This window comes from Fuerstiella marisgermanici, assembly GCF_001983935.1.
Lineage (GTDB): Bacteria > Planctomycetota > Planctomycetia > Planctomycetales > Planctomycetaceae > Fuerstiella > Fuerstiella marisgermanici.
Genome location: NZ_CP017641.1, coordinates 140,922 through 154,334 on the forward strand (window position 1 = coordinate 140,922; position 13,413 = coordinate 154,334).

Genomic DNA, 13,413 nt, shown 5'->3' on the forward strand with positions numbered 1-13,413 from the left:
TCCGCCAGTTGGCTCCTACCTCCAAAGACTTTCACTTCTAATTGACGGAATAAATTGCGATGAAATTTCAGCACTTGTTGTTTGGTATAGCGGTAGCCTGTGGCACTGCGAGTTCGGCCAATGCCGATCTGGTTCTCGATCTGCGTTTGGACGACACAACTCGCTCCCGAAACGTTATGTCGGGAAGTTCAGTCTTTGTAGACATGTTCCTTGTCGACACTGATGGGACCTCCGTGATGAGCGCAGACGGGTTGATTGGTGCCGGCGGCCGAATCTTCGACGTTCCCAGCGGAACTTCAGCCACGGGAAGCTTTTTCTCACCTGGAACGGGATTCGTTTCGCAAACACCGCCTTCTGTCCCACCCGGAATCGCCGCCGGTCAGGTCACAACCATGCTATTTGCTCCCCCCATCGCCGCCGTTGTTCCCGGAGCGGGAGTCACAGTAGCGGCAATGGCTGGCGCGATGGAAGTTTTTATTGGTACTTTTGAAGTCACAGCAACTGGTGGTGTGGGTGACACTCACACTCTGACAGCAGGAGTCTTCGGTGGTTCGGACAATGGAAATACAGCAGGTCCGGTTTTCACGCCGGTAGATTTGGACGGTCTGATTTTGGCCTCAGGTGCCGCAGAGTCTGTAACTCTGAACGTAACCACGGCCGCCGTTCCTGAACCCTCAAGCCTGTTTGTTGCGGGATTGCTGGGAGTCGCCGCCTTCGTCGTCCGACGACGGAAGGGGGCTTCCACCAAAAGCAATTCCGTAGTCTAGAGCAGTTTACGTTTTGTTGAGGACGGTTCTGGCTCGCGGGAAACAGCCCACGTAGGACAATAGCCGATTTCCGCGGCCACGAGTCAGCGTGAAACGCTGTAGCTGAACAGCGCACTTCTTGAGGTGCGGCATTGTCGCCACAACATTTTGCGTGTTCGTGAACCGTCCTCTACATGCCGCAATTTCCTGTAAAGAGTTGTATCCTTTCGCTATGAGCGAATCTCTGATTTTACAACATCGGCGGTGGTGGGCTTTGTCTATCGCCGCTGTCGCTGCTTATGCCGGAATGCTTCTGGACTACGGCCAACGGCTGTGGGCTCTTGAGTACTTTCAGTTCTATCCCGTGTTCGTTGTTGCCGTGCTCGGACTAACCATTAGCCGGCTACGCGAAGGCGTGTTTCCTGATCAACGGGCGTGGAGAATCGAACCGATCAGCTTGTGCCTCGGCGTCGCGGCCCTGTGGGGGGCAGGCTGGATTTGGTCACCATGGCTCGCGGCGTTATCGTTGCTGTTGCTCGGAGACTCTCTACTGAGCGGACACCTGGCAGTGCGGCGGTGTTGGCGATTGCTGTTTCTGTTGCTTACGCTTCCCATGAAGCTTGATGAACAGTTAGTTCATTCTCTGCAAAGAATCTCATCGACCTACGCGAGCACTCTGCTGGACCGACTGAATGTCCCGCACTTGATGAGTGGAAACGTGCTGGAACTGGCCGACAAACGGCTGTTCGTCGAAGAAGCATGCAGCGGGATTAGTTCAGTATATTTGCTGTTGGCAGCAACGGCTTTTTATGTGGTCTGGGCTCGTGTCAGAATGCTTCAGGCGATCCCGTTGATTCTGTCGGTGTTGTGGTGGTCCATCGTCGCAAACATCTTCAGGATCGTCATTATCGCGGCGGGAATTGACTTCTATGGCCAGGATCTGACAGCAGGCTGGCAGCACGAAACACTCGGCATTTTTGTGCTGCTGCTTGCTATGTTGGGGATCTACAGCACGAATAATTTGTTGGAGTTTTTGCTCGGCCAAATCCGGCCGGATCGCAATGCCCAAAACAAAGATCCCTGGCGCCTGAAGAGTGTTCAATTCTGGAACTATCTGACAGCCGTTCGCCCGCAACAACGACTAGCGACAGGCACGTTTTGCATAAGCCTTCCTCGCCGCCCATTGCTGAATACGTTGACTCTGCTGATGCTCTTGTCCGGAGGATGGTACTGGACAAACGTAGTGCGAGCTAAGGTCGAGAGCAAACGTCCGGAAGATCTCGTCGCGGCTCAGATTGATGATTCCCAGTTGCAACAGCTGTCGAACCGTGAGTTCGACCTACTGGATGAAACCGTTTTCGGAAGTGTGAGCGAATTAACCACGGACGGGTTTCACACAGAGACACGTAGCGCATTGGACGATCGGAATCTGTTTGGCGCGCGGTCGCATGTATGGGACGTTAGCACACCTTTCGGCAAAGGCATCGTTGCCGTAGACGGTCCCTTCGGTCACTGGCACGATCTGCGAATTTGTTATGAATCCCAGGGCTGGAAGTTTGAACAGACATCAGTGCACCCAATTCATGGCCAGCTGCCAGGTAAAGACCTGGTGACTGTGCGTATGATCGATGTCAACGGCCAGCGTGCCCATTTACATTTCTGCCTTGTGTCCCCCATGGGCGCACTGATGCATGCACCGGTGGGCGACGACGATTCCCGTTTTGGTGCAAGAATTCAGGAACGTTTGGCGAATACTATCATTCCTCGTGACAGTGGACATTGGTGGCAATTACAAATGCTGGTTCAGCACGACGGGCAATCGCTCACTTCAGAAGTGAAGGCGGAACAGCGGTTGTTCGCTCAGTTGCTCGCCCTCACGCTCCAACGCTGGAAGCGATCTGCAGGAGTTGACGTCCCGTGATTCGAAGATTCCTGCGCATCATATTGCTTCCAAAGTTCGTCCTGGAACTTCCTCGCTTTGCCCTGTCGTATTTGAAATCTCGAACATGGCTGAGTTTGCTGACCGCGATCCCCGCAGTCATCGTCACGTTGCTTCTGGTGATTGTGTTTGCGTCACGACATTCCGCTTCCCTTCAGCAGAACCTGCGACAGCGGTACAACGAACTTTCGCAAAAGGCATTCGAAAAGGGTGATCGAACGGAATCGGAATTGTACTTTGCCCGGCTACTGACCCTGACAACCGACCAACAGGAGGCATCATTTCGTTACGCAAAGCAGCTCTACGAAAAATCCAACGCTGCCACAGAGCCGCAGGTGGTGCTGCTGTCAAAGTCCACTGATCATGCCACTCCCCCTGACGACTTCGCAAAACGCGCCCTTGGCCTGTTGCAGTCATTGGCACCGCGCCGTGCGGATGCCGCAGGCTACCCCCCGGCGCACCGGTTTCTGGCTGACCACTTTGAAAGTCGCGAGCCGCCCACGCCCGTTACGCGACTTCTAACCCTGCAACATCGCGCGTTTGGTCATCCCAATAAAAAAGCCCCGGCGCTCGACCTGGCCGCCTTTTTTGCGAAACACAATTACCATCAGCAAGCGATCAATACGCTTAACAGGTGGCAAAAAGATCAACCAGACGTTCAGCTGGCGTTGGCCGCCGCCCACACCCATCTCGGAAACCATGCCGCCGCACGACGCCAACTTGAAGCCGCGACTGAACAGCTCGCGGCGAAACTGGAACAAGCTCCCCACAGCGTAGAAACACGGCAACAACTCAGCCGTGCATTCGGTGCACAGGGCCGCATTCTGGAATCACTGTTCGTGCTTGCGGAGGGATGCCGCCAGATAGACGATCCGCATCTTGCCGATCAACTTATTCGGCATTACACGATCTGGCTTACTGACATGAGGCCGGAACAGGTGCGCCGCCAACTCAACAGTATCCAACTGGCTCTCGCGCCAACATTTCCACCGCTCGCCGACGACAAGGCGTTTGAAACCGATGTCATTCAGCTATCCAGCGGAGCCACGGTTTCACTTCCGACCCCGATCGTAGACTTTCACAACGCACTGCTCGCCGGTGAAGGGCAATGGCTGGTTCCGCTATTGATGGGTACTGACGAAGCTGCGGTTGGTGACCTTCCCGCGGCCGTCCAGCTACTGAAAGAAGCTACTGACCTCCGCCCGAAGCATCCGGTAGCCGCTAACAATCTTGCCTGGGTGCTGTGGCGGCAGGCGGTGCCGACAGATGGAAAGATTAGCACAAGCGAAGCCTCAGCAGCGCAGCTAAAGCGTGCGTGGCAACTCGCAAATACGGCCGTAGACACGTGTCCTGAGAACGTATCGTTTCGAGAAACTCGCGGTTTGATCGCCGCAGCCGCCGGTCACTGGCAGGTCGCGATTGATGACCTGCAAATGTGTGCAGACAACGGAATGTCGTCTGAGGACATGCGGCGCACGTTGCATGAGGCCAAAGGCAGGCTGACTCCCTGATTGCAACCTGCTCGATTCATGGACAAGCCTGCAAAGTCGAATTGGAATGTTATTCTGCGGATCCGGGCGGCAACGGAACGCGAGAATTCATCAAGGTGATGAGACTCCTTAAAACCGATTCGGTCGTCGCACTGAAGCGTGTCGCGCAGCCCGGGCTGGAGATCAACATTGCCAGTAGCGAGGCGCTTCGCCTAATCGTCGAATGCCGCGAGGAAGAATCGATCGGGTTGTTTAATCTGGTGTGCGGGCTCAACCTGAAGCTGGTGCGCGTCGTTCAGACGCACGTTTCTGTCTACCAATCTCGCCCCACCGAAGGGACGAATGTATGGAGAAGAATGAAACAAAACGTGCCGTTCTGCTCGCACATCACCTAATGTCACTGCGACTACCACGCGATCTTGCCCGAATGCGAAAAGGCGGCCACTCGGTCTGCGACGGAAGAACGTTCTGGAGATAGGCGCGCAAAATGGCCCCACCATCGGCGCGCAACCGGTCCCACCTCGTTTGCCCTGCCGTCGTCTCGCCGTCACCGTTTGCTCTTCACGTAACTCCTGAGAGCCAACGGTGATGGGGAGGCGTAAGGCAGGCAGCTCCTGCTGTTGTTGAACTTGAACTGCGTGATTCGACTTTGCCGAATGACCAGCTTGTAGTGGGCCTGTTTGCACGCCTATCTCCAAAGATCGAGGATGCGTCTTTGGCCAGCGCGTCGCTGTTTGGCAAGCTTGATTGACGAAAGGCTTTGGACATCACCAGCATGCGAATGATGCGTTTCATCGAAAACGGGCGGCCCTCGGTACCGGACACTGAATCGGCCGAGCTGACGAACTCGGCGGCCAGCCAATCGAGCAACTCAGGATGGGTCGGCATCGCGCCTGCTTTTCCGAAGTCGCTGGGAGTGGAAACGATGCCTGTTCCGAAAGTGTGATGCCAGATGCGGTTGACCATGACGCGAGCCGTTAGCGGGTTGGCGGGGTCGGCGATCCATTCCGCCAGCGCCTTTCGTCGCGCTGGACCGTTGGATTTTGAATCGACCGGCAGCGTCCCATTTAACGATTTCAGAGCGGCGGGCTGCACTTTGTTTCGAGGGTTCTCCGGACTGCCTCGTCCAAAACAAACGTCGCTGCAGGTTCGATGAACCTCGCCACGAACGCGGGTTGCCGACCGTGAATCAACATCTCGTCGATGACGGCCTGAATCTCCTCCTGCAGCGTCTTTCGTTTTTCGTTTTCGTCGGCCCGCTTCTTCATCGAAGCCGTCGCACTGAACGTTTTCCAGTTGCCGTCTTCCTGCACGGCGAGCTTGAAGTCTCCGTACGAAATCTTATTCATCCCCTGCAGATAATCAGTCTCCAGGAAATCTTCGCGGTTCGTGCTGATGCGGACCGTGTCGATCTTTGTTGTTTCGGCGAAGTAGAATTCAAGCCAAGGGCGTTCCTTCGTTCCTTTTGGGGACTTTGCCAGCCACTGCTTCGTGCCGAAGATTCCGTTGACAAGTTTCGTTGCCGGCTTGCCTTCCTGGAAAGTCGCCGGGTTTTCACGAAGCGTGGTTCCAGCTTTCTCAAGAGCGACGTTTCGACGTTGTTCGTCGGCGGTGAAAATTTCCAATTCGTCGGCCATCACCCATCCGCCGTCAAATGCGATGCGAAGCCCTTCAGTCGACTGAGCCGGGAAACGAATTTCCTGATAGCCCTGCCAATCCTCAATCCATCCCCAGCCGATTTTTCTCATGTCAGCCCGCAGTCCTTCCAGTTTCTGCAGAAGCTGTTTCTCCTTGACCACACGCCGATGGTCGTCGGCAAGTTCCGGAAACCGACCGCCGAATTCGATGTCCTGAAAGACCGCAGTTAGCGAGTAGTAGTCGGTAATCGTGATTGGATCGAATTTGTGATTGTGGCAGCGGGCGCACCCAATGGTGACGCCCATCATCGACGCACCGACGGTCTGAAGAATCTCGTCCATCCGATCCGCTCGTGCCTGACGGATGGCGGTTGGTTCAAAACCGACGGTTCCGGCGGGAACGTGTGGCCCTGCGACCAGTAAACCGGTGGCGTCGCCTGCGCCCATTGTGTCGCCTGCAAGTTGTTCGCGAATGAACGTGTCGTATGGTTTGTCTTCGTTGAAAGAACGAACGACGTAGTCGCGATACATCCACGCGTTTTTGCGATACATGTTGCTTTCGCTGCCGTTGGTTTCCGCCCAGCGAATGACATCCAGCCAGTGTTGAGCCCAGCGTTCGCCAAAATGAGGTGACGCGAGTAGTTCATCAAGAAGTGCCGAGTACTCCGCGTCAGCATCGCGGTCGAAGGCAGCCACAAATGCGGCTGTTCGTTCGGGCGTCGGTGCCAGACCGGTCAGCACAATCGATGCTCTGCGGATGAGAGCCTGAGGTGCAGCGGGATCTGAAAACTTCAGAACGGCATCGTCAAGTTTCTCCTGAAGGAAAGCGTCGATGCTATCGTGGGCGAACTCTTGTCGAACGGGTTGGAAGGACCAGTGATCAACAGTTTCATCAAGCTTCGCGTCCATCTGGCCGGGCCAGACTGCGCCCTCCTTAATCCAGCGTGTCAGCAGTGCGATCTCTTTCGCCGGTAACTTGTCCTCATCCGGCGGCATCTTTCTATCGGGATAGGCGTGATTGATCACGTCCAGCAGGTAGCTCTCGTCCGGCTTGCCAGCGACGACGCCCGGCAGCCCGGAATCACCGCCGCGCAACATCCACGGCCGCAAATCCAGTCGCAGACCGGACTCCTGTTCGTCTTCCCCGTGGCAGTACTAGCAACGTTCTTCAAGAATCGGCGCCACGTCCTTCTTGAAGTCGACCATCTCCTGCGCCTGCAGCAGTGCAGCTATGAGTATCACATCAATCAGTGAACCAAGGGTGAGTCGAATTGTAGTCATGGGGATTCCTGTCTTCGTGAGCCGACGGCGCTAGCCGCGGGCCTGACTTTTGTCGCTATGTTTGCAGTTCGTATTTTCTGGCTAAGTTGCTACTGGTTCTTGCCCGACGCTAGCGCGTGCGGCTTACGATTGCAGCTTTCCAGCCGGCATTCATCTGCTTCATCAATTGTTTAACGACATCGGGGTTCGCGCCGGTGATGTTTTTCGATTCGTTCGGATCAACGGTGTGGTCGAATAACTCGACAAACAACGGTTTCGATTTCGGGTCACGATGATCTCGCCATGCAACCAGTCGATAGCGATTCGTTCGCATCGTGTAGCCCATCAGATGCTTTTCAAATAATTCCCGATCCCACACTTCGCCTTGCTTGTCAATGATCCGCTGTTCGACGTCTTCGATGAGCGGCCCGAACCATGTCTCCCGCATGCCCTGAGAAAGCGGGTTCGCAGCCCACTCACGCAACGCTGGATTCGGGTATTGACTGAATGCAGCCTTTTTCCATGATCGATTCGGGTCGTCAAGCAACGGCGCGAAACTGTGTCCTTCCAAATGCTTCGGCGATGGAACCTTTGCCAACTCGCAAAGTGTCGGAAAGATGTCGACAAGTTCCACCAAAGCGTCGGTCTTTTCCCCCCGCGCCTTCATGTCCGGAGTCCGGATCATCAGCGGGACTCGAGTTGCGATCTCGTAATTCGTTGCCTTTCCACAGACATCCATGTCACCAAGATGCCATCCATGATCGCCCCAGACAATGACCACGGTGTTCTCACGCAGGCCTGCTTCGTCAAGAGCTTTCAGCAACAGTCCAATTTGGGCATCGACATAACTGGTGCTCGCGAGGTACGCGTGCTTCAGCGTTCTGGCCAGGTCGGCTTCGATCGCACCGTGCTTGGGAATGTTGGAGCGAGTTCGCAGTTCAAACGAAGCGTGCAGCCCCATTGCCGCTCCATCGGTCGGCGCGGTTCCATCGGTCGCGGGTGGAATGTTTTCGGGATCATATAAGTCCCAGTACTTCGCCGGGGCACACCAGTTGAGGTGCGGCAGATGGTAACCCATGCCGAGAAAAAATAGCTTCTTGTCATCGGCCATTTGCTTCATCGTCTTGATGGCCAGCAGGGTGTTATATCCGTCGATGTAGGCATGATCCGGTACGTCAGCGCGTTCAAAGGGCGGACCACTGGCCAGCCCGCGTCGTGCCGCTTCACCGTACTTGGCAAACATCTCCTTGAAGTTTTCGCTGCGAAGTTTGACGTTCTCCGGCAGACGATAAGGCCCGCTGGGTTTCTTGATGTCCTGGCCCAGCCACTTTGCTGCAGGACGACTCCACGAACGTTCTTCGTCAGTATCTCCGTGGTGAAAGATCTTGCCGACATAAGCCGTGTCGTACCCGTGTGCGATCAAATGCTGCGGCAGAGTGAGGATGTCGGGTTGCAACTCTCGCAATGAGACGTAATTGTGAAACAGACCCGTCGTTTCCGGCCGAGTTCCGGTCATCAGACTTGCTCGCGACGGACGGCAAATCGCCTGTTGACAATACGCCCGGTTGAACAGTAATCCGTCTGCGGCAAGTCCGTTCAGATGCGGCGTGATCGCGGTCTCCGATCCGTAGCAGACCAGTTCCGGGCGCAGGTCATCGATGGCGATGAACAGGATGTTTGGTTTGTCGGCTGCGTTTGCCTGGTGAATAAGCAGGAGAAGACAGCCGAACACGACCAGTTGTTTCAGTGTTTCAATCATCCTCATTCGGTTCCTCTGGCTTCCATTCATAAAGTTCAAACACATAGCCAATTACCGGGTTGCTATTCTGATCGTTGGTACACAGCCCAATCGGCCGCATTCGACGGATCAGACGAGTCGGAAACGCTGGCCTGTAAGACAAACGCAACAAGCCCCAGAAAAACGATTGCCTGCGAATTGTCGTGGATCGCTCCGCCGATCCAACGTTGGATCGGCGGAGCGATCCACGACACTCAGGAGCAAGTCTTTGCGAAGTCTGACACCATTCGTCATTGTCAGTTCCCTGCCTTCTTCTTTGCGAACCAAGCCTGTCGCTCCTTGCCGGACACAATGCCATCTTTGTTCACGTCGATCTCGCCGAAGTTGGATTCAACCTTCGATTGGTTCCATGTCCAGCCATTCTCTTCCCATGTCACTTTCTCTCTGGCGACGTATTGCTGCTTCGACCAATCGGTGCTGGCGGCAGCGTGGTTGAATCGCCAGACTCGCACGTAATCGACGGACATGTGAGTCGGGAAGCCGTTGGCAGTCGTCTTCTCGGGTACGCGAGCCATTTCGCCCCCCTTGTACGTCACAAAGGGGTAGCGTAGTCCGAGCGAAAGTGTCACGTGCATCGGCAGGTGCCAATACAGGTTTGGCTTGCGCCCGACTTCGTTTCCATCGATGTACCAAACGATTTCTTCTTTCGTGTTTTTGACCGCATAGACGTGATAGTCCTCGCGTGGATCCCAGGGCGAATCAAAATGAGTCTTGCAGAGTTCCGGGTTGGTGTGGGGACGACTCCACACTCGCTTGCCATCTTTGATGAGCACCGTGTGCAAATTGCAGTCGATGCGAGTGACCGGGAAGTGCTTCTTTGTCTGTGAGTCGAATTCGCTCTGTTGCAGCTCAACGATGTCGATTTCCGAGTAAGCCACCGTTTCGCCATCACTGGCTTGGTAGCGGTTTTGTGGGCCTATGCTGTAAAGCCAAAAAGACGGGCAGGCTCCGGGATAGCGCGAACAGCCTTTGATACGAGCCTCGAAGTATCCGTAAGTCATCGTCTTGTCGATGCGTGCCATACCAGATGTGTAGTGCAGTTGCTGTCCGCGTCACTGGTGATCTTTCTGAAGCATTCGCAGATGCATCGATCCATCGCTTTGCACGACGTTCTCGGGTTCCCAACTCCAGGGGCCAAAGTCCTTTGAGTCGATGTTCCACTTTTGCTGGTCAATACTGTCGCTATTGAATTCGTCAGACTGGTCAGCAACGAAAGTCAAATCCTTCGTCGTCAGCCCGACATCACCGGTCGGCACAGGGTCGGCTGCGATGGTCATCGAATGCGACGCAATCAGAATCGAAAGGAGTAGCAGGAGCTTCATCGAATTCATCCGAGGCAGATGAATTGTTTCGTTTGTGAGCCGACGGCGCTAGCCGCGGGCATTTGCGGTTGTTTCTAGAACCCGCGGCTAGCGCCGTCGACTCAAAGAGTTTAGTAGCCAAGAGGTTTTCCGTTCTGGAAGAGCGTGGTGATTTCCTCTGACGTCAGTGCAGCATCGAAAATGGCAAGCTCATCAATCGTGCCATTTAAGTTGCGAACAGAGAACCAAGGGGTCTTGCGAAACGGCTGTCCCCAGTTCCCGATCTCTGCGGCACCGATTCGCAAAGTGTCGATGTGAAATTTGTCGAGGATCTCATGGCTGCCGACCTGTTTGCCGTTGGCGTATTGCATCACCTGACGGCCTGCCGGGTCATAAACGGCGGCAAGGTGAAACCACTGTCCACTTTTTGAGATGTCCCAGATCGGGTCTGAGTAATAGACGCGAGCAAGCCCCGCTGTCTCGACTTCACGCTGGTCCAGTTCGCTGAAGCGTCGAATTTTCTGAGTATCATCCACCATCACGGAAAACATCAGACGACCGTCATTGCGAATCTGCCAGTGCAACTCGCCGGTCTCGTAACCATCGCTCATGAACAACGCGTTGTAAACGTGTTCAAGGCCGTCGATTCTAACCCAGCAGGCAAACGAAAACGCCTGATACTCACCATCGATTCGCGTACGAACACGCGAGCCGGGGCGGCCAAAGTTCAGCCCGGATGACTTTGATCCGAAACGACCGCTGGAGTGCTCAACCGGACCAATGAGCTTGCCGTTGAGACCATCGCCAGTCCGTGCGACATTACGCACGGTACGTGAGCCGAACGCGTTAGCGTCGGGCCCGGTATGCAGTTCCGTTCCACCATCACCGCCCGCGGCCAGCGCCGTCGGCTCGCGATGTTGGCCCGCGGCAATTGGAAAATAGGCGATCAGGCGATCATCCTGTCGCAGCTCTTCCGCATGTGCCTGCCACGCAGCGAACCGCTCCGATGCGGCGTTTTCCTGCCGACTCTTCAGTTCATCAATTGTGCTGAGCCCATCGAACGATTCAGCTGTGTCTGCCCCTTTCAACCACTGCCGCTCTCCTGTCAGCAGATGGCTGCCATCGTGTTCTCCACCACGAATCTCCAGTTCACCGTCAATGACCTCAACGCGGGCATTCTCCGATTTGACTTCCAGCGCAAACTCCGTCCCCAGATCGATGATCTCGGAACCCGCCGCTTTGACAATAAAACCGCGTGCCGCCGGAGGAACGTTCGCTCGAAGCCGACCGCTCGCGACTTTGACTGACCAATCGGACTCGATGTTCAGAGCGGCCGGGCCTTCGACAATCAATGTCGCACCGCAAAAGAAATCGATCTCCGCGACGCCTTCCTCAAATTGAAGCCGTCCGTTTGTCAGGACATCACCATCCCGATATTCGTTGCCGCCAGCAGACCATTTCAAATCAACCGATCGCCTTAGTGTCGCATGTCCCGCGATCTGCGATTCATTCCGCTCTACACTCTGCTCACCGCGATCGGCCACATTCGTCGTTCCGCTTTTCTGCAGACCGAACCAAAAAGCGGCACCACCGACCGTTAGAAGGATCGTGGCAGCAAGGCCAATCATCGACCACGACAGCGACTGCCAATGTGCGCCAACGGCGCAAGCCGCAGGCGCTTTCCACGTTCTGTCGTCATGGGCGGGGCGCGAAGCTATCGCGTTCGGCTCACTCGCTTCAGATGCGATTTCGCTGAGGGACTCACAAAGTGTGACTGCCCGTAGGTACTCGGCTCGCACCTCGTCATCCTGTTCAATGGCATCCTGTAACCGATCAAACTCTGCAGGGACAATGGTCTGGTCGATCGCCTTGAAAATCAGATTCCGCGTCGCTTCATCCATTGCCAACCTCCGCAGCGATACGTTGCTCGACACAGTCAAGGAGGCGTTTACGCAGGGCATTGACCTTGCTGTAGAGCCGTCGAGCAGCTTCTCCCGTTTCCTCAGCGATGGCCGCAATGGATTCGCCCGGAGAGTGGACGCTCAGAACAAGCCGCCGTTGATCGTCGTGCAGTTTTCCCAAGCAGGACTCAATTGCCGATTGCTCCAACTCCTGCTGATCGAGATTGTCGATGGCTGCCTGAGCCAACCGTTCAATCACACTTTCACGAAACACCAGTCGATCTCTGGCCTTGTCACGCTGCCAACTCATCGCCTTGTAACGGGCGATGATGCAGGCCCAGCGAATAAATTCCTGAACCGAATCGTCCAGGCTTTCAGGTTGGAATTCCGAGAACTTGTTCCAGCATTCGAGGGCCGTGTCCTGAACGACGTCGTCCACTCCATCCCGCGATGGCAACAACGAACGCACGAATCGCCGGATCGACTGGTCATGTCGAGCCAGCAATGCGACAAACTCGCTGTATCGCTGTATCGCTGTATCGCTGTATCGCTGTTCGCGGTCTGATTCGTGGTCCATTTTCTTACCGTGGCAGGTGTTCCGGGACGTCCCGATGTGTAGACATTCCGCGGCAACGCAGAATTACCGCCGCTTCCCGATATTTTATGGAAAACAGGCGGTACGGAACCGTGCTGGAAGCAAATCTTGCAGCGCGACGACTGATTCAACCAGAGAGATTCACCGCGGTCACTCCGAACGCCATTTGATCGACGCTGGAACCGGAGAATCCGCAAGATTGGGATCAGGCCAACGAGCACGACAGGCAGTCGTTTCGGCAGAGCACACTGGTTCGGATAGGTATCTCGAAGGGGGAAACCTTGGGCTCCCAACCGGATGGCACAGATACTGGAGGTCAACGACAAAACCCTCTGCTACTTTTGGACTTATTGCCGAGGGGGGATGGTTCGGATTGTGATCCGGTTTTTCGAAGAGCCCCGATTATGACTCGAACCTGAGTAGCAGGAAGTGAATGTGGCGGCTGGATTGGAACTCCGCAACTTTTTACCCGACAGTGGGTTCGAGAAATCGAACCTCTTCATCGCCTGAACTGGATCCACTGTTTGAACCGACCACGGTGGCTCGCAATGATCACGCGGGGCGCTGCGCTCAAAAGAAAAACAGCTCGCCACGAACGAACGCGACGAGCTGTTTTGATTTCAAGTCGGGACGACAAGATTTGCACGGTTCTATACGAACCGTTCAACGGCGACGACCTGGCAGCGGCTGCCTGAGAAATTACAATGCGTCTTCACGCCTACCCTTAGCGGGGGAAAAGCGGCATC

At 55.3% G+C, this 13,413-nt stretch carries 12 protein-coding genes; 4 read left to right on the top strand and 8 right to left on the bottom strand.

Annotated elements, in window-relative coordinates; translation table 11 throughout:
* Positions 1-59: 59 nt before the first annotated feature.
* The 4 genes from Fuma_RS00450 (at position 60) to Fuma_RS00465 (ending at position 4,570) form a co-directional block, all read left to right on the top strand.
* Entirely contained in the window at positions 60-767 is a 708-nt protein-coding gene (locus tag Fuma_RS00450; RefSeq protein ID WP_077022393.1) for a PEP-CTERM sorting domain-containing protein, read from the top strand.
* A 211-nt stretch (positions 768-978) separates the two neighbouring features.
* A complete protein-coding gene (gene xrtU, locus Fuma_RS00455; protein WP_077022394.1) occupies positions 979-2,667 on the top strand; it encodes an exosortase U in 1,689 nt (562 codons plus the stop codon).
* Positions 2,664-4,196: a tetratricopeptide repeat protein gene (locus tag Fuma_RS00460; protein ID WP_077022395.1), complete on the top strand. Its 1,533-nt coding sequence runs from the start codon at positions 2,664-2,666 to the stop codon at positions 4,194-4,196. Before xrtU ends, Fuma_RS00460 begins: the two co-directional genes overlap by 4 nt.
* A gap of 98 nt (positions 4,197-4,294) precedes the next feature.
* Positions 4,295-4,570 (top strand): hypothetical protein, encoded by a 276-nt coding sequence (locus Fuma_RS00465; RefSeq protein ID WP_145943858.1) that lies wholly within the window; start codon positions 4,295-4,297, stop codon positions 4,568-4,570.
* A 166-nt stretch (positions 4,571-4,736) separates the two neighbouring features.
* Here the strand turns inward: Fuma_RS00465 and Fuma_RS00470 are convergent, their stop codons facing one another.
* The 8 genes from Fuma_RS00470 to Fuma_RS00495 all read right to left on the bottom strand — a co-directional run bounded on the left by Fuma_RS00470 (position 4,737) and on the right by Fuma_RS00495 (position 12,649).
* Complete coding sequence (locus Fuma_RS00470; RefSeq protein ID WP_077022397.1) at positions 4,737-5,270, bottom strand: DUF1553 domain-containing protein; 534 nt, start codon at positions 5,268-5,270, stop codon at positions 4,737-4,739.
* Positions 5,252-6,910 (bottom strand): DUF1549 domain-containing protein, encoded by a 1,659-nt coding sequence (locus Fuma_RS35825; protein ID WP_083731703.1) that lies wholly within the window; start codon positions 6,908-6,910, stop codon positions 5,252-5,254. The genes Fuma_RS00470 and Fuma_RS35825 overlap by 19 nt, the downstream gene beginning before the upstream one ends.
* Positions 6,911-6,967: 57 nt before the next feature.
* Entirely contained in the window at positions 6,968-7,093 is a 126-nt protein-coding gene (locus Fuma_RS36385; protein WP_257787786.1) for a hypothetical protein, read from the bottom strand.
* A 109-nt stretch (positions 7,094-7,202) separates the two neighbouring features.
* Positions 7,203-8,831: a sulfatase gene (locus Fuma_RS00480; RefSeq protein ID WP_179954429.1), complete on the bottom strand. Its 1,629-nt coding sequence runs from the start codon at positions 8,829-8,831 to the stop codon at positions 7,203-7,205.
* Positions 8,832-9,106: 275 nt separating this feature from the next.
* Entirely contained in the window at positions 9,107-9,910 is an 804-nt protein-coding gene (locus Fuma_RS00485; RefSeq protein WP_272482036.1) for a kappa-carrageenase, read from the bottom strand.
* Between the two features lie 12 nt (positions 9,911-9,922).
* On the bottom strand, positions 9,923-10,192 hold the full coding sequence (locus Fuma_RS34550) for a LamG domain-containing protein (protein ID WP_145943859.1): 270 nt from the start codon (positions 10,190-10,192) through the stop codon (positions 9,923-9,925).
* 110 nt (positions 10,193-10,302) lie between these two features.
* A complete protein-coding gene (locus Fuma_RS00490) occupies positions 10,303-12,072 on the bottom strand; it encodes a LamG-like jellyroll fold domain-containing protein (protein WP_077022399.1) in 1,770 nt (589 codons plus the stop codon).
* Positions 12,065-12,649, bottom strand: coding sequence for a sigma-70 family RNA polymerase sigma factor (locus Fuma_RS00495; protein ID WP_077022400.1), 585 nt, complete (start codon positions 12,647-12,649; stop codon positions 12,065-12,067). Before Fuma_RS00495 ends, Fuma_RS00490 begins: the two co-directional genes overlap by 8 nt.
* Positions 12,650-13,413: the final 764 nt, after the last annotated feature.